Annotated in this window: 21 protein-coding genes and 1 pseudogene; 5 read left to right on the top strand and 17 right to left on the bottom strand. The window is 50.5% G+C overall.

Annotation, left to right across the window (positions count from 1 at the left end):
- The first annotated feature begins 40 nt into the window (after positions 1-40).
- Positions 41-1,162: a fimbrillin family protein gene (locus DWY57_RS06330; RefSeq protein WP_087381362.1), complete on the top strand. Its 1,122-nt coding sequence runs from the start codon at positions 41-43 to the stop codon at positions 1,160-1,162.
- A gap of 188 nt (positions 1,163-1,350) precedes the next feature.
- On the opposite strand, the gene DWY57_RS06335 is transcribed toward DWY57_RS06330, so the two are convergent.
- Together DWY57_RS06335 and DWY57_RS06340 are read right to left on the bottom strand one after the other, a co-directional pair.
- The gene (locus DWY57_RS06335) at positions 1,351-1,608 is read right to left on the bottom strand and encodes a hypothetical protein (protein ID WP_004328504.1); all 258 of its coding nucleotides are present in this window, start codon (positions 1,606-1,608) and stop codon (positions 1,351-1,353) included.
- A 4-nt stretch (positions 1,609-1,612) separates the two neighbouring features.
- Positions 1,613-2,372 (bottom strand): annotated as a pseudogene (locus tag DWY57_RS06340) (ParA family protein).
- 274 nt (positions 2,373-2,646) lie between these two features.
- Here DWY57_RS06340 and DWY57_RS06345 point away from each other — a divergent pair.
- Both DWY57_RS06345 and DWY57_RS06350 read left to right on the top strand, forming a co-directional pair.
- Entirely contained in the window at positions 2,647-3,477 is an 831-nt protein-coding gene (locus tag DWY57_RS06345; RefSeq protein WP_009316574.1) for a hypothetical protein, read from the top strand.
- A gap of 61 nt (positions 3,478-3,538) precedes the next feature.
- Positions 3,539-3,907 (top strand): hypothetical protein, encoded by a 369-nt coding sequence (locus DWY57_RS06350; protein ID WP_018665651.1) that lies wholly within the window; start codon positions 3,539-3,541, stop codon positions 3,905-3,907.
- On the opposite strand, the gene DWY57_RS06355 is transcribed toward DWY57_RS06350, so the two are convergent.
- From DWY57_RS06355 to DWY57_RS06365, 3 genes are read right to left on the bottom strand one after another with little or no spacing between them, the layout of a single operon-like run.
- Entirely contained in the window at positions 3,891-4,286 is a 396-nt protein-coding gene (locus DWY57_RS06355; RefSeq protein WP_018665652.1) for a hypothetical protein, read from the bottom strand. The two genes, DWY57_RS06350 and DWY57_RS06355, sit on opposite strands and share 17 nt — an antisense overlap.
- Before the next feature lie 4 nt (positions 4,287-4,290).
- Positions 4,291-4,572 carry an Imm17 family immunity protein gene (locus tag DWY57_RS06360; RefSeq protein WP_009316572.1) on the bottom strand — a complete coding sequence of 94 codons (282 nt, stop codon included), beginning with the start codon at positions 4,570-4,572 and terminating at the stop codon, positions 4,291-4,293.
- A 10-nt stretch (positions 4,573-4,582) separates the two neighbouring features.
- Positions 4,583-5,191, bottom strand: a complete 609-nt coding sequence (locus DWY57_RS06365) for a DUF4948 family protein (protein ID WP_009316571.1) — start codon at positions 5,189-5,191, stop codon at positions 4,583-4,585.
- 135 nt (positions 5,192-5,326) lie between these two features.
- Between DWY57_RS06365 and DWY57_RS06370 the strand changes: the two genes are divergently transcribed.
- Together DWY57_RS06370 and DWY57_RS06375 are read left to right on the top strand one after the other, a co-directional pair.
- Positions 5,327-5,722, top strand: a complete 396-nt coding sequence (locus DWY57_RS06370) for a hypothetical protein (protein ID WP_009316570.1) — start codon at positions 5,327-5,329, stop codon at positions 5,720-5,722.
- Positions 5,723-5,772: 50 nt separating this feature from the next.
- Complete coding sequence (locus DWY57_RS06375; RefSeq protein WP_009316569.1) at positions 5,773-6,123, top strand: WG repeat-containing protein; 351 nt, start codon at positions 5,773-5,775, stop codon at positions 6,121-6,123.
- Between the two features lie 553 nt (positions 6,124-6,676).
- Here the strand turns inward: DWY57_RS06375 and DWY57_RS06385 are convergent.
- From DWY57_RS06385 to DWY57_RS06435, 12 genes are read right to left on the bottom strand one after another with little or no spacing between them, the layout of a single operon-like run.
- Positions 6,677-7,270 carry a DUF6549 family protein gene (locus tag DWY57_RS06385; RefSeq protein ID WP_008860767.1) on the bottom strand — a complete coding sequence of 198 codons (594 nt, stop codon included), beginning with the start codon at positions 7,268-7,270 and terminating at the stop codon, positions 6,677-6,679.
- The gene (locus tag DWY57_RS06390; protein ID WP_009316567.1) at positions 7,263-7,484 is read right to left on the bottom strand and encodes a hypothetical protein; all 222 of its coding nucleotides are present in this window, start codon (positions 7,482-7,484) and stop codon (positions 7,263-7,265) included. The genes DWY57_RS06385 and DWY57_RS06390 overlap by 8 nt, the downstream gene beginning before the upstream one ends.
- A 7-nt stretch (positions 7,485-7,491) precedes the next feature.
- Positions 7,492-7,791 carry a hypothetical protein gene (locus DWY57_RS06395; RefSeq protein ID WP_004322861.1) on the bottom strand — a complete coding sequence of 100 codons (300 nt, stop codon included), beginning with the start codon at positions 7,789-7,791 and terminating at the stop codon, positions 7,492-7,494.
- A gap of 3 nt (positions 7,792-7,794) precedes the next feature.
- The gene (locus tag DWY57_RS20855; protein WP_008860769.1) at positions 7,795-7,953 is read right to left on the bottom strand and encodes a hypothetical protein; all 159 of its coding nucleotides are present in this window, start codon (positions 7,951-7,953) and stop codon (positions 7,795-7,797) included.
- The gene (locus DWY57_RS06400) at positions 7,934-8,455 is read right to left on the bottom strand and encodes a hypothetical protein (RefSeq protein WP_009316566.1); all 522 of its coding nucleotides are present in this window, start codon (positions 8,453-8,455) and stop codon (positions 7,934-7,936) included. Before DWY57_RS06400 ends, DWY57_RS20855 begins: the two co-directional genes overlap by 20 nt.
- Positions 8,424-8,783 (bottom strand): hypothetical protein, encoded by a 360-nt coding sequence (locus DWY57_RS06405; protein ID WP_009316565.1) that lies wholly within the window; start codon positions 8,781-8,783, stop codon positions 8,424-8,426. The genes DWY57_RS06400 and DWY57_RS06405 overlap by 32 nt, the downstream gene beginning before the upstream one ends.
- On the bottom strand, positions 8,780-9,547 hold the full coding sequence (locus tag DWY57_RS06410; RefSeq protein ID WP_008860772.1) for a 3'-5' exonuclease: 768 nt from the start codon (positions 9,545-9,547) through the stop codon (positions 8,780-8,782). Before DWY57_RS06410 ends, DWY57_RS06405 begins: the two co-directional genes overlap by 4 nt.
- A gap of 6 nt (positions 9,548-9,553) precedes the next feature.
- Positions 9,554-11,731 (bottom strand): DNA polymerase III subunit alpha, encoded by a 2,178-nt coding sequence (locus DWY57_RS06415; RefSeq protein WP_009316564.1) that lies wholly within the window; start codon positions 11,729-11,731, stop codon positions 9,554-9,556.
- Positions 11,728-12,270 (bottom strand): HNH endonuclease, encoded by a 543-nt coding sequence (locus tag DWY57_RS06420; RefSeq protein WP_004322855.1) that lies wholly within the window; start codon positions 12,268-12,270, stop codon positions 11,728-11,730. The genes DWY57_RS06415 and DWY57_RS06420 overlap by 4 nt, the downstream gene beginning before the upstream one ends.
- Positions 12,263-13,030 (bottom strand): site-specific DNA-methyltransferase, encoded by a 768-nt coding sequence (locus DWY57_RS06425; RefSeq protein WP_119961479.1) that lies wholly within the window; start codon positions 13,028-13,030, stop codon positions 12,263-12,265. The genes DWY57_RS06420 and DWY57_RS06425 overlap by 8 nt, the downstream gene beginning before the upstream one ends.
- Positions 12,996-14,753 (bottom strand): PHP domain-containing protein, encoded by a 1,758-nt coding sequence (locus tag DWY57_RS06430; protein ID WP_004293558.1) that lies wholly within the window; start codon positions 14,751-14,753, stop codon positions 12,996-12,998. The genes DWY57_RS06425 and DWY57_RS06430 overlap by 35 nt, the downstream gene beginning before the upstream one ends.
- The gene (locus DWY57_RS06435; RefSeq protein WP_004293559.1) at positions 14,750-15,790 is read right to left on the bottom strand and encodes a toprim domain-containing protein; all 1,041 of its coding nucleotides are present in this window, start codon (positions 15,788-15,790) and stop codon (positions 14,750-14,752) included. The genes DWY57_RS06430 and DWY57_RS06435 overlap by 4 nt, the downstream gene beginning before the upstream one ends.
- Between the last annotated feature and the right edge of the window lie 633 nt (positions 15,791-16,423).

A 16,423-nucleotide genomic window follows, 5' to 3' on the forward strand; every position in this document is an offset into this window, starting at 1 on the left:
GTTTGTTAATTATATGTATCAATTTAAATTGTTTTTATTTATGAAAAAAAGTACAGTAATGCTTTGGGCAATCTTTGGAGCTCTACTCATGGGTTGCTCAGACGAGGAGATTGCGAATGTGGAAACCTCCTCACGGAATGCGATTGGTTTTAACGTGTTAAGTAATGCGGCGGAAACGAGGGCTATCCCTACTACCCCCGACAACTTGACGAGCACCGATTTCGACGTGTTCGCTTTTACGACGGATGGTACTGCCTTCATGGGAAAGGTAGACACGGATTTTGGACATGACGGAGTGAAGATCGTGTACAAAAATGGTAAGTGGGATTATGACGATGCGAACGACCTTCGTTATTGGCCTACCGAGGCTTTGGACTTTTACGCGTTCAATCCCGGAACGGTTAGTGAAGACATGATAGTGTTTTATAGTTGGGAAGCCACCAAGGATGTCCAAAAGATAAGTTATACCTGCATGGATGAGTATGGAAGCGGTACTACTCATGCAAACTACGACGTGATGTATGCCATGGCCAAAGGCCAGACAAAAGACATGAACAACGGAATAGTGAAATTTAATTTCAAACATATTCTGTCACAGGTCGTATTCAAAGCAAAGACCCAATACGATAACATGCAGGTGGACATCGACGTGATCAAGATTCATAATTTCAAATTTGCCGGCGCCTTCACATTGCCTGCGGCAGCCGATGGAACGGGAAGTTGGAGTTCGTCTGATTTAGCATTTCCACACGCATTTACCGTAGTGAAAAACGCAAACATCACGGTCAATAGCAATACCGAAGCTACCGATATTACCACAAATACTCCTATGCTGAATATACCACAGGAGCTGACTGCTTGGAAAGTTTCCGAAACAGCCACCAAAAGCAAGTTGGAGGCCGATAATGCGAAGCAATGTTATCTGGAGATCGCCTGCAAAATCCGGCAGTCCGGAGCTTATCTGTTGGGTTCAGCAAGCGAATACGAAACAATTTATGTTCCGTTCGGAGATACATGGGAACAGGGCAAGCGTCATATCTACACGTTGATTTTCGGTGGTGGTTATGATGATCAGGGAGAGGCTGTGTTGAATCCGATCCAGTTTGATGCAGAGACAACAGGCTGGGTTGATGCAGATAAAGACGTAAACGTCCAACCTTAATCCAAACGTTTATTAATATCGTACCCGTTGGCAGGTTAAACATACGCAAGATTAACCCTGCCAACGGGTTTTTTATAGGGAATCGCATTTTCAATATACTTTTTGATGTGTAGGGGTGCTTTTTGCGTACCTTTTTCCTGGAGAATTTCTTTTGTGGAGTGTTTGCCCTGTATATTCCCGATACGCTGTTATAGCAGGGAACTGTTTTTATCCAAGTAGTCAGATATAGCCTCTTGCAATACCGATTTTAGCGAATCGCCTTTGCGGATCGCGATCAGCTTTAAGTTCTGGTGATAGGTTTCGTCCATGACAAAATTACAATGCACGGTTTTCGCTTTCTTCGGCTTTTGAGCCTCTTTTTGCCCGGCCGTGGATTGGGTCAGGCTGTCTAATCCCCCGGTCAGCCCGGCCGACATACTGTTTTTTAAATCGTTCTTCTTTGCCATATGGTTACTTTATTTCTGTTAGCAGTTCGTTACATACCTTCTCGTAGTCCTCTGCCCCGGCAGATTTTGGGGCATAGTGAAAAATATCCTGCCCTTGTGTCGGGGCTTCGGCCAGCGTAATGGCGTTGCGTATATGGGTGCTGAACACTTTGCCCTGGAATGTTTCCTGTACCAGTTCCGAAACGCTCTTGTTCAGGTTCTTTCTTCCGTCGTACTGGGTTATCAGGACCCCGGCGATCGAAAGATCCGAGTTCAAACGTTGCTGCACCTTGTGGACGACCTGCATAAGTTTGGCCATTCCACGCATTGCCAGGAATTGAGCCTGAACCGGGATAATCAGCCGATCCGAGGCCGTCAGTGCGTTAAGCGTGAGCAGCGACAGCGAGGGGGGGGCAGTCGATCAGGATATAATCGAATTTTTCCTTTTGGCCCTTGATAAGGTGGGCTAAGATAAGTTCCCGCCCGGCCTCGTTGATTAACTCCGTTTCAACGGCCGAGAGATCCAGGCAGGAGGGAACGACGCTAAGACCGTCCTTATGCTCGTAGATCGGCAGGTCGTATTCGCCTTTCATCGCACCGTAGATCGTTTGGGGAAGCTCCGCGGAGAAGCCCAGCGATTCAGTCAGGTTGGCCTGCCCGTCAAGGTCGATCAAAAGAACCTTGTACCCTTTTTGACGTAACGCGCCGCCCAGGTTGATCGTGGTTGTGGTCTTTCCTACTCCCCCCTTGTGATTCAATACGGAGATTACTTTTGCTTTGCTCATAAATTCAGTTTTTTAAATGGTTGTCATGTCCGCAAATATAGTTAAAATACTAATATACTAAAATACTAAAAGTAGTATTTCTCGTTTTTTGCGTGTTTTTTGTACCGATCGGGGAAGCGTACCGAAATAAATCCTGTTTCCGTCTTTCGGTACGTTTTGTTTCTGTACCGGAATTAATCAAAGACATATTAAACGAAAGAAATCAAACAACGGTAGATAGCAAACGGCGTAACCTCCCCTAAAGGTCGGTTAGCCACCAAATATTATATTTAGAATGAAGAAACGGGACTATAAGGAGCAAGAACGACAACGGCGCTATTATTTCTTCGACTACCTGTTCTGGTTGGGAGAAATGGCACAGAGGCATTACAAGGGCGAGCCAAGACGCCCCGACGGGGAGTCCATGCTGATGCTTTGCATCATGATATTTATCTATGAGCCGATCTTCCTTACAACCGCTCATTTCCTTTTCGACTCCACGGTATTTGAGTGGTTTACAGTCGCCATGATAGCCGGAATCGTCGCAATTCTCCACTATCTATCGAATGGTCGGATATACCCGTTTTCACGAAGGGAAGCGGTCATGCAGCACTATGAGGGACGCAGGTTCAGCCCCTTCAGATGTTACTTCTTCCTGTTCTCCCTCGGCTTTCTGATGATTGCCGAAATGTACCTGTTGCCAAGCACACTGATGCGGATAGACGGGCGCAAGGCGGAGCCGGTGGAGAACACACGGACGGAAGTTCCGCAAAGGTGGAGGGATTACCTTGCGCTGCATATCACGGTAGGAGCCCGTCAGGAAGTACCCAGCGAAGCCTTGCAATATCTGATTAATCAGGACGGTCGCACATCCCGATACGGGCAACCGGTCTATGTCATGCAGGTAAGGGAGGAAGATATGGGAGGAGAGTTCCGTGTAGGGCTATTGAACCATGCCACCTTTGATGAAATCCAAGACGGCAGCCAGAAGTTTGTCGAATGTACATGGGTCAAGGGATATACGCCGGACAGCATAAGGGTACTGCTGACCGGGTGGTACGAGGTGAGAAACACCGGGCTTTGTCCGGTGGACTCTCTGGAATGGACGGAAGATACGGAATTTTAAAACCTACAAAAGTATGAAAAGAGCAGAAACAGGAAGACCTCATTTATTTCGCTTGATTGCGATGATACATAAAACCGCATACATCCTTGCCTACGATATGCTGCGAAGGAAAGGGGGGCATGATTGGGTGGAGCGTCGGGCTGGTGGGATAATTGGACTTCCCTATCTCTCATTAATTTTGGTGGCATTACTTACGCTAAAAGACGACCCGAATAACGGTCAGAAAATAGTTACCGGCATATTGATCGGATGGGCGGTTGTCGCAGCATGGTGCATCTCCGGATTTCAGTTCAAACCTTCTGATTGGAGAATGGAAATCCGAGAAGAACTTGATTTGCGTCCTCTATATTGGAAAAAGGCGATAGAGGTGTACTATGCCGTTGTCATTGCAGTGGCGGTAGTGGCAGGCATTGTCATGCCCAATGTATAAATCCGAAGTGAAACATTAGTGGGAAATTCGCTACGGTCAGGGCGATGACGATAAGGACTATTTTGGCGAGCTTCCTGCCGGAGTGTTTCATCTTTCCGTAATATTTACGGAGCGCTTCACGCCGCCCGGCTGTGTAACGGAGCTGGCAAAATAAGTCGGGAAGAAAGCAAAGAATCATTACTATGGCAAAAGCAATTATCCAACTGAAAAGGCGAAATAGTAGCGGTATTCCAAGCGGTATGGTTATGGCAAACAGCCAGCATAGGAAAAGCAACATTCTCCCATTGAGATTGTTATGCTCTCGCTCGCTCCATTTTTCGGCTACATACCACATATAGTCGATGAAGCAGAACCGGTATTTGCGATTGTCCTTATCCATGCTCTCACCTCCATACAAAGAAATCGACCAATATGAGGATAATCAGAACGCTGACCAGCACTATCTTAATCCGTCGGCGTGTTTCGGGTTTGCAATCATCAAAGAACCATAGCTTTCCATGAAACTGCCACTCACATGCCCATTTCCAACGGAACAGCAACCCTGCAAGCCATAGGGCAAGCAACCCGACACCAAACAGCAACCCGTATTTAGGGTGAGCCTGCAACCACTCGAAAAACGCTTCCGCCTTGCTGTTCATAGCTTCGTATATATCGGTAACTTTCATTGCATAATTATCATTTGTCATACCATAATTCAATATACCAATCGCCCTCAATGTGTCTTGATGCCATACCGCCCGGTGCATCCGGATCATTCCTAACAAGCTCAATCAGGTCGTTCAGTTCCCAATTGACCGCATAGGTTGAGTCCTCCGCGAACCTGTAAGCATACTGCTTGTCCACACTCGGCCCGACAGACCAACCGGCAGAATAGTAAATGATAGAGATGCTTGGAACAATGGTGTCGGGCAGTTCCTCAATGGGAGGAATTGAGCTAAAATCGCCATGTTCAATCTGCCACAAAGTATGCCGGCTTTTGAAATACAATCTCCTACCACCCACCGATGCAAGCAGGGAATCAAGACGCGTGCATTTTTCATTGCCAAGACTTGACAAACACAATGAATCCGTTGCGCTCCCGATTGGATAGAACGGAGGGTAAATGTCGCCATACGGGCAATTCAACAGAATTTCGGTTATTTCATTAAACGCATCTTCATGGGCATAGAAATTATGAATCATATCCTCGTCAGACGGAGGATTGAAACCTCTGTTGCCACACCCTACGGCAATGAAAGCCACTACAGTTGCCGACAATAATACTTGCAGAAATCTACTCGCCATAGCCGATAATCGTGATTCCGAACGCAAAAATAATGTTTTTCGTCCACTCAATCACCACGTTATGCCGAAAAACAATGTGCCGGATGCTCTTTGTCTGCCGTAAAAACAGTATTTTTGTAAAAATGGAAATCAGCTATGGCTTTCAAACGGAAATATAAGTTCAGCATAATAGACCACCTGTATTATGCGGGTCGCATACGACGCATCCACAACAGGTGGTCTATGCCGTTGGATGCTATCTTCTTGTGGGTTTTCGCTGTTGTCCCTTCGCTTCTTATAATAAGATTCCTATACTGGGTAATACCGTTGTGGCTGCCGTCAGCTTTGTCTGTCGGCTTGGTCTGGGCAGCAGTAGAGGTGTATTCAAAGATTGAAAAGAAGTACTTTACCAAAGCGCGGGAGCGTGCCTATTACCGCCTTTATCCTGAAAGAAAGGATAAAAACTATTTCTGGCTTCAGTTACTATTGCCGCTTGGTCTGTTTCTGATTAATTTGGGCATAGCCTATTGGCTTTTCTTTGTGTATCAATGAGCGGGAAGAATGGTAATAGTTTATGGTTCTGATATTTTAAAATTTAGACAATGAGCAAAATTCCAACGATAATTGTGATAATGTTATTATGCGGTTGCAGTTCCATGAAACACTACGGCGTGTTTCAATGTGACAATGGCAACGATTATGTCAGCGAGGGATTGTACCGTATCGTGGACAAGCGAGGGCGTATCGGGTACGCGGACGAAAGCGGCAGGACGGTCATCAAGCCCCGCTTCGCCTTCGGCTTCCCATTCGAGAACGGCAAGGCAAAAGTAACCGACAAGGGAGAAATGAAAGAAGTGCCGGGTTCGGACGGAGAATACCACTATTGGAAAAGCGACGAATGGTATTACATCGACAAGAAAGGGAATAGAAGTGAAGAAAACAGACAACAATAGTCTTACTTGAGAGACTTGAAAATGCCGCAAGGGAAACCGATTTGGGTTTATGGATGAACGAGACAATACATGCGTCAGATACATAGATATTTATCGTTTCGAAACACGGACGGGAGCTTGAAAGGCTTTCTAAAAACATCCCTGCTGTGCGATGATGCTTCTCAAACGGGACAAGTTTTCTGCTAGGGCAGTCTTCACGGAGAGCAGGTAATTCCTGCGCCCCCCCTTCCGTGCCGGAATCCATCACGATCTCGGAAATGCCGGCATCCCATTCCGAGGGAAAAAGCTTGTAGCCGGTATGTACTTGTCTTGCCAGACGGTTGTGAATCACTTGATAGTAGAGCGAGCCTTCCTTCATCTCGACGGAAGAGGCACGGAATTTAACTTTTATTGTTGCCATGAATATATCTGTTATTTAATTTTTCACCTGAAAACTAATCCCGGGGAAACCATTGCATGAATATTCATCTGCCTTTAACACATCTAAAAGCAAAAAGTCCCTTGGCGCACCGGCGTCACAGGAACTTTTCACATATAAAAGACACATGTTCTTTCACTGTATGCGTATATATTCCGAATACCTGATTTCCACATACGGGTTGTCACTGGAAATGGACTGATGGATAGCCTTTACACGCTTCCAGAACCACCATCCCTTGTATTCTACCCAAACCGCCTGATTGAGGGTTACCGGAACTTTGATGTCGCCTTTGAGCCGTTTGTTCTCGATCAACCCGGTAAGTTGGATATACGGTGTAACCATCTCCACCTTCTGCCGCAGCAGTGGAACGGTATCACGGATAATGAGCGTGTCACGGATGGCGGCATCTATCGGGGCTTTCACTTCGACTTCATGCCGTGCAGCCACTTCGAGGTTCCTGATTTTCACGCCTAGCCTTTCGATGGTCTCGGCATCCTTGGCACGGAACTCTTTATACTCATCTATAGTCAGCCGCAATGCCTTGGCATCGAGGACCATCGTCGCTGAATCGATCTGCATCCGCTTCACATCGGAAAGCAGTGCGGTGCTGTTCATGCGGAATCGGTCGCGTTCTTCCGTGAGGCGTATTGTCCGCCGGTGCTGCAGCCAGAGGATGCTACAGAGCAGCAACACCGTTGCCAGAAGTATTCTGTTTAATCTACTCATATGATACTGATTCTTCGGGGATGAACCACAGAAATTCATCCATATAGATTTCTTCCAACAATACAAGGCCGCCCCGGTTCTTTTTTCGGTTCTGCGGGAGGTCTTCAACGACCAGTCCACGGCGACCGACCAGTTCGTCCAACCTCATTTCGGAGAGTTCAGGCGAAGCGATGATGGTAACGTATGCATTCTTTTTCATAACTGGTCTTTCCATGATGTTTTTACTTGTGCGTTCCCTGACATTTGAGAAGTTCACGGATATCGGCACGGATTTCGTGCAGGTCATTCTGTACCGTGTTGAGCTGCATCATGGTTGCCTCGAACACGGACTTGTCCAGCTTCATGGCGTTGATACGGTCATACTGGTTCTTGATTTCCACTTCCAAACCGATACATTTGGTTTCCAGTTCTGCAATTTGGGCGGTGTTGTTGACATGCTGTATGTACAGTGTCAGCGAGAACGAGAGTACCACGACAATGATCTTGAAGTACTTCATTACAAATTCTTTGAGTTGTTCCATATCTTATTCCATTAAAAGTGAGAATGCGTCCCTGATAGCCCTCAGCAGAGTCTCGGCTGCCGCACTATCCCGGAACCCATAGATGACAAGCGCGATCATCATCGCCAGATAGACCCACCAGGCGATTTCTTCCTTAGTGATTTTACGTTTCCGCTTCGCCATCTTTTACAGGATTTTGGGGTACGATTACATTGAAGATAACATTGCCGTCGCTGCCTTCGATACGCAGGCGGTTCTCCTCCTTGTGCCTGATGGGGAAGATATCCATCAGCGCCTTGGCGGCATTGACCGACACGGCCCTGAGCGGTGCCGGAGAGAGCGGCACACCGAAACGGTCTGTATAGTCCGAAGTGGCCGTCTCGTCCATGATTGCCTTGAGAGTCTCGGTCACCTGCAGCTTTACAGCCATCGTCTCCATCTCGAACCGTTCCGAGGAGAGCAATGCCTTGATATGTGCCAGCACATGCGGTTTGTTCATCAGGTAATTGGCCGAAGCATACGGGTTCTTCACCGTATCCTCACCGAATACCTCCACAAAGCATTTTTTCGGCCGTCCGGCATATTCCAGCCCGCCGTTCACATAGAGGTTGCAGAATTGCAGCTCCTGCTCCGTGAGCGGTTTCTCTTCCGGCCTATCCTGCGTGTTCGTTATCTTGTCTGACATCGGTTCTTCCTTCCTTTTCTGAAAGAGTAGCGGGTTTGTATCCCGGAGGTTTTACAAAATCCGCCTTTTCATTGAGCAACTGCTCCATTAATGCGTCATAGAATACCTGGGCCAACGCATCGGCACACGCCTCCGCATCCGCTAGCGAGTTGATGAGCCGCAGGTTGAACTTGATTTCCAGGTCGTAGCCCGATATGAACGCCATCAGTTCGTTCCCGTCATAGCCCAGCGCCCCGTAGGTCATCCGGTCCGCCGTACGGAATGTAATGGTCTCGGGAATCTGTTCCCGGTCAATGCCTTGGGCTTCCTTATTCGTGTCCATACTCATATCTTGAAATATTTACGGGTTTTCTCTTTCTTCTGTGTAGCGATTGCCGCCCCTTCCGTCTGGCGCAGACGGGAGGTATAGACCCCCAGGATGTCAAGCGTGGCCGTCACATCCGCAGCCGCATCGTGGGCATCGTCCAGTTCCACCCCCAATTTTGAGGCTACCAGTTCCAGTTTATACGAAGTAACCTCCGGATCAGCGGCAAAAGCCAACCGTCCCATGACAAGCGTGTCGATGTAGTGCGGCTGGAAGTTGCCGTAATAGTCCTTGGTACCGGAAAAGGTCTTTTCAAACTCGGCGGCCAGTCCGGCATAGTTCATCAGCTGTTGCAGGAATCCGATATCGAAAGCGATGTTCTGTCCGACCAGCACGGGCTTGCACTGATAGCCCTTCGAGAGGGTGCTGCGTTTGGCGAAGGCGATGACTTCTCCGGCGACTTTCTTCATGTCCACACCCTGTGTGCGCAGCATCTCCATGGTAATGGCGGAATAGTCCAATGCCGTCTGTTCGTACTTCATCGGGACATATTCCGGTTCTTTCGCCTGTTCATGGCGGGTACGCAACACCTTGCGTCGGGGAAGCCCCGCGTCCTGTTTCCCGTAGGGGGCGATATACGCCTGATAGCGGTCGAATACCTGCCATGTGTCGAAACGGACGGCTTGCAGGGCGATCTGTGTACAGGCGCATTCACGGCAGTCCAGCCCTCCGGTCTCGAAGTCCAGCCCGATGCCTACATATATCTTCTGTTCTGTCTTGGGTGCCATATCTTTTCAGGATTGAATGAATAACAATGAGTTCCTATAGGTCTGTAATGTATTGCATCCGTTGTAGTCGCTGTAACGGATGACGGCAGTGAGGATGACCACCCGGTCTTTGAGCGACTGGATCACGGTGTGGTGTTCCATGTAATAGTCGTTCCAGCATACACATTCCGCCAGACGGTTGTTCTGGGAGAGTGTCAGCTTGGCGAAACGCTTCCGGCTTCCCGTCTCCCTGTCCTTGTAGGTATGTTCGGTTACATCCACCACCGTGGCGCAGACAGTCGCACGCCTGCCGTCGTTCTCGTCCCGTGCCACCTCGTCCAGGGTCAGGTAAGAGGCTTTTCCCTTGACCTGCCTGCGGGCTTCCGAATTGTTGAAGATGCGGCGATAATCGATGCTGCCTATGCCCGACACGGCAATCTGCTGCTGCGACCAGAAGAAATGCCGCCCGCGCATGTCCTGCGGGAAGTCTTTTTCAGAAAGGGAGAATCCCAGTTCCCGTGCTGCGCGTTCGAGCAGCGCGCAGCGTTCGGTAACCGCCCCGACTTTTTCGATACGGTCGAAGCATCCGGCAAGGATCATGTGCTTGACATGCCGGGCGTTCACGGGGACTTTCACGGCCTCTTCCGCGTTGTCGGGGTCGTCCCAGTAACTGTATTTCTTGAGTTTGTAACGGAATATGCGGTGGATGAAGTTCTCGATACCGGTATATGCCCCGCCCCGGTCGCGTTCCGTGACGATGTATTCCACTGTCTTGACACCGACCTGTTTGATACGGGTAAGCGACCAGAAGATTTCATCGGTGGCATAGTCGGTGAAGAACTCCGTCCCGGAGCGGTTGATGTCCGGCGGCACGATCTTGGCCGACGAGCAGCGTTCCATCTCCGCCATCAACGAAGGAATCTCCTTGTCGTCCGCCCATTGCAATGCCACCGTGTAGAATGCCGAGGGGTAATTGGCCTTGAGCCATGCCCCGCAATAGGCTGTAAGGGCGTATGCCGCGGCATGGGAACGGTTGAACGAATATTTCCCGGCTACCTCTATCTTGTGCCAGATTTCCTCCGCCTCATAGTCCGGGCATCCGTTCCCGACGGCTCCGGCAATGAAATCCGCCTTCAGCGTGGCCATCAGGTCGGCTTTCTTCTTTCCTATGGCCTTGCGCAGATAGTCGGTCTTCCCGAGGTCGAATCCCCCGAGCGTATGAGCAACGGACATGAACTGCTCCTGGTAGACCATGATTCCGAAAGTGTTCTTCGTTGCTTCATAACAGCCGTAGTTATAGACCGGGGCCACTTCGCCACGCCTGAAACGGACATAATCATCGGTGGCACCGATGTCGAGTGTGGCGGGACGGTACAGGGCATTGATGGCGATCAGGTCCTCGATACACTCCGGCTGTACATCCTGGATAAACCGGGTAATGCCCGGCGAAGAGAACTGGAACACATTCTGCGTGTTGCCGTCCGAGAGCAGTCGGTAGGTCTTCCCGTCTTCCAGCATATCCTGCGTAATACGCCCGATAGTAAGTTCCTGCCCGAAATTCCGGTTGACCAACGCGATGACGGCACTCAGTTTGGCAAGTTCCTTTGTCGCCAGCACATCCTCCTTCAACAATCCGATCTCATCGACCGAATAGCCGTCGAACTCCGATACCAGTGCCCCGTCCATCTTACGGACCGGCAGGAAATCGAAGCATTCGGCGGGCCTGCCGTCCCGCGTGTCCGGTGTGACAACGATGGCCGAGGCGTGTATGGAGGCCGCTTTGGGCTGTCCGAGCAATCCTTGCACGTCCTCGATGACCAGCGGATAGGTCTGGATAAAGTCCCGAAGTTTTCTGTTGAAGGCAGCCTGTCTGAACAGTCCTGTCCAGTCCGTGCCGTCATCTATCATGGCGGTAATATAGTTCACGATGGAGTGAGGCACGCGGTGTACGCGTGCCACGTCCTTCAAGGCGGCTTTCAGTTTCATCGTGGTAAAGGTGCCGGCGGAAAAGACACGCTGGCGGCCGTCCGCGTTGTACCGTTCTTCCAGGTAATCCTTGATCTCCTGCCGCCGGTCGGAGGCATAGTCGACATCTATGTCCGGCAGCGAAGCGTGGCCGCCTTCTGTCAGTCCTTTGTCCACAAAGGCATCCATGACCGTCAGCGGTCCGTCTGCTTTCCTGATTCTTATATGTGTTACTTTCATCTGATATATTTCTTGTATCGTATTATCGCGCTTACCGTCTGGCGGCTGACACCGTACTGTTTTGCCAGGCTGTTCTGGGAAGCCTGGCCGGAGGAATACCTCACCCGTATCTCTTCCGCCTGCCCGTTGGTCAGTTTGGCGTTCACGCTTTTCTCGCCGTAATCCCGTTTGAGGCCACCCGCTATGGCATGTTCCATATTCCGCTGGTGCGTACACATTTCCAGGTTATCCGCACGGTTGTTGTCGCGGTTCCCGTCGATATGGTTCACCTCCAGTCCCGGATTCCAGTCGGGCAGGAAGTGCTGTGCCACCAGACGGTGCACGGAGAACTTCTTTCCGACACCGCCCTTGTAGAGTCGGACACAGTCATAGAGCGAAGTCGTCCCACACCAATGACACATGATACGTTCGGGTTGTGTCCAGGTGATACCGTCATGCGAAACTTGCCGTTCCAGACTCTTGACACGCCCGAGGTTGCTGATCTTGTACTTTCCTTCATAGTTCTTGATATCCACCCAGATTTCCCGGGTGTCAGCCATGGGTTATACGGTTTAGTGCTGTCTGAAAAATTCCCAGGTCTATCTCCACGCCGATGAACCGGCGTCCCGTATTCCGGCAGGCCACGGCTGTACTGCCGCTGCCCATCGCAAAGTCGAGGACGATGTCTCCTTCGTCGGTGTAGGTGCGTATCAGGTATTCCAGCAGGGCGACAGGTTTCTGTGTCGCGTGCAGGCAGGAGAGCTGCTTGTCCGTCTTGAATTTCAGCACACTGCGCGGATAGCGTTCCGTGGATATGTAATCCCGGAAATTATCGTGCTTCCGGTATATCTCGCCGGCATCGCATTTCCGCTGATGTTCGGCCATCACGACCTTGCGCTTGTGCCCGTCCGTCTTGATCGGATGATACTTCGGCAACCTGGCGTAAAAGACCAGAATGTCCTCGTGCGCCTTCATCGGCATACGCCTGGCGTTTAGGAAGCCTGTCGCCTGCGTCTTCTCCCATACCCAGGCATACCGCAGCCTGCGGAGATTGGAGCTGCCCAGCAGGCTCGTAAAAGGATGCTGGCAGAACAGCAGTACGGGAGTGTCAGGTCTGGATATGCCCTGTACAGCATTCCACATCCCGGGGATGTCTATCACGGCGTCCCATCGACAATGTGTCGTACCGTATGGAGGGTCTGACAATACCATGTCGGCAGTGATGCCTTCTTCAGCCAGCAGGGGCAGCACATCGAGTGCATCGCCCCGGTAAAGGTCGCAACCGTCATAGGGACGGTGGTGTTCGTAGGTCGGATTCATGGGTTTCGAGTTCCTTTAGGTTCCACAAGCAATCTCGGCGGTCAAAAAGGATTTCGTCGCCACACATCAATTCATCTGCGTATATCGTCCGCTCTTCTCCGTTACGGATTACCCGCATCCGGGCATCCGTGCACAGACGGTAAGTCTTGCCTTCAGATTCCATCTCCACATAGCGTTCGCCCTTGCCGAGTGTGATGTCCGGGGCAAGCACCGTCAGTTCGTCTTTCCAGCTGAGCCCGCAGCGTTCCGGCACGAGGAAGCGCGAGAAGATAAGGTCGTATTTCAGCGGGTCGATGGAGGTTATGCCAAGCAAGTAGGAAACCAGCGAGCCCCCGGCGGAACCGCGACCTATACCAGTTGCGATGCCTCTCCGGTGCGCCTCCCGCACCATATCCCACTGCACCAGGAAATAGTCCACATTGTCGGTCGATTCAATGATATAGACTTCCTCGTCCAGCCGTTCCCGATAGCGTTCCCGCTCCGGTTCCGGCACTTTCCGGTCCAGCCCGTCGTCAAGCAGTCGGAGGAACATCGTACGGCGGTCACCATACCGTTCCCGCTCTTCCGGTCGCATACGGTATTCCGGCATGAACATTCGCCCGGTCTCGAATGAGGCGTCCGCACGTCCGGCAATCTCCACCGTGGGACGGCACATGCGCCTAAACAGGGAATCGAAGTCCCATTGCCCGGAGAACAGAGGACGGAGCGTGTCATACAATTCATCCGCTGTCTTGAAATACTGGTCATCGCTCTGTTCATGGGCGGCTCCCGTGGCAATCTTGTTCACCACGATTCTGTACCCTGCATCGTCCTTGTCCATGTAGTAGCAGTCCGGAATCAGGACTGGTTCTACTGTAAATGAATCCGTGTCGGCATCATAACAGTTGCCGAAATAATATTTCAGGGCTTCTAGTTGCTCCCTGTCGATGCGGTCCGCCTTGTATTCGTTGGCGTCGACCTGGTAATAGACCGCTTCGGCACCTTTCCGGATACGCTTCACCTGTTTGGGGTGTCCGGCCATCCAGTAGACGGAACGGATGGCGAAAACCACCACACAACCTGCGGCATACATCAGCAGCTGTTCATAGCGGAGGGTGTTGTCTTCCGAATCGACCATGACGGCCCGTTGGATGCGCAGCAGATTATGCAGCCCCTCGTTATCCAAGGCATAAATCTTCAGCCCGACACGTTCTTCTTCGTGCATCATTGTCAGCGAGTAGCCGAATATATGTTTCAGCCCGGTATTGGCGCACTCCTTCTGAAGGTTCAGCGTGGCGGCCATTGTATTGCGGTCGCAGATGCCGACAGCCGTATGCCCGAGCCATTTCGCCTTGCGGCACAAATCTTCCGGCGAGCAGCAGGCGTTCAGCAGCTCGTAGGAGGTATGGATGCCGAGGTTCACGAAAGGTACATCATGTACCGGAGGCTTGGGCCGGCCGATATATTTCAGCAGGTTGAAACGGAATTCTTCCCGCAGGTCATAGTAGTACCAGTTCCTGCCGAACGGGAAGGCCACATGGAAGATTCCTTCTTCCATCAGCACATCCGGACTTTCCATCAGGTTGAACACGAGCTTGTCCCCGTCGCCGCGGAAGATGGATTCCACTCCCGACAGGTCGGCCGTGAAAAGCCGCCCGAAGCCGGGAATATCCACCACTTCCGTATCGACCGGGATATAGGTTATCCGTTGTGCATCGAGCCATGAGAAAAGTTCCTGTATCATCTTTCCTGTACTTTTTTGAGTTTGTATTCAAGGACGGACAGCAGGCGGCAGGCGAAAATCCCGTAGATTTCCGCTTCCGTGAGTTCGTCCCAGTCTTTGGCGGCATCAGCAATGTCCGCGATGAAAACCTCGAAATAGGGTTTCAGCCGTTCAGCCGTCCGCTTTACCGACTCGACGGCATCACCATCGTAACCGATGACTACGGTTCTGACGCCTTTCGATTGCAGCTTGTAGATCTGTACATCGGATATTTTCTTTCCGAAAGTGGCCACGGCTGCGACATGGGAATTGTCATAGAGTTCGAGTCTGCGGGTCAGGGCGATGACATCGAAAATACCTTCCGCGAGGATGACCGTATCGGTTTCATCCATACGGACGGCATCGTAGTTATAAAGGAGTCTGGAAAAGTCGTTTTCCGTGGAGTTCCGGTAACGCAGGATCTTGTACCCGCCGCTATGTCTGGTCTTGCGGTTGTGGGCGTCTATATCCTCTTTCGGCCAGGTATGGCGGGAGACATAGCCGACAACCGTACAGTCATCGATGACCGGAAAGACGACATAGTCCGCGTAGCGCGGATTGAGCCTGCCGGTTATCCCGACCGGGAAATACTCGTAATCGTCGAAACAGAAGCCGCGCCGCTGCAAATACGGATGCCGGAAAGTGCGCTTGTAAAAGTCCGGCAATTCGACCGGCACCAGTTCGTCGTCTATTTCTTCCGCCTCGTCCTTCTCCAGCAGGTGCAGGTTCAACGGTGCGGCAATGTCAGCTGTCTGCAAAACCATCAGGTCCATGCGACCGATAGCCGCCAGAAGTTGCTCCAATGTACGGGTGGATGCCCCGCAGGAGAAGCAGTGGGCCATGAAAGGCCGGCGGTGGGCAGTCGCCTTGCCGATGTAGATACCGAACTTACCGCCCGACTTTCCGCAGAACGGGCAGCGCGGAACGATAAGGTTCTTACCGCTCCCGTCCCGTTTGGCACCCGTCTCGCGGGTTATCTCCGAAACCAGATATTGATATTCCTGTACCGACAGTTCCATATTAAGGTATAGTCGTGACCGCTACAGGTTGGTTTGAAATGTTTGGAAAAAGAATCCGGATTAGCCCAATAAAAATAGACCGGCAGAATCATGGAAGGTCTTTCCACCCAAAGGAAAAGAGAAATTGTCTTCCCGGCTGGACAAAAAATGACTGCTTTTGTCTAATCGATAAAACAATATATAAATAAGGAGATTGATAATCAGCATTGGCTGATTATCAGGTGTAGAGATGTACTTTTCTAAAATGATCACTCTCTACATAAAAAAAGCGTATTTTTTGTGCAGTACAATAAACATACTGAATGAAAAGTATCGTTTTCCAATTACTACAAATAACGGATTTGTATTTGCGAGGTCATTCGAACTTTCCTCGAACAAAGGTCGTATGATATCTCGAACGCCAAGACCCGTGAGCGGAAACTGAAAGTCTTGGAGGCGGCAGAGGAATTGAAATGTGAAAACCTGCTGTTGATAACATGGGGAACGGACGATATGGCGGAATACAAAGGGCATACAATAAAAATCGTATCTGTCCGGAATTGGTTTTACGCATGTAAGCTGCCATATATTCTCAACATTCCAGTCGTTACAAGTCAAAAAGCCACCGACACGCCGCATCCGGATCGATGGCTT

The organism is Bacteroides sp. AF25-5LB, assembly GCF_003602965.1.
Classification (GTDB): Bacteria; Bacteroidota; Bacteroidia; order Bacteroidales; family Bacteroidaceae; genus Bacteroides; species Bacteroides uniformis.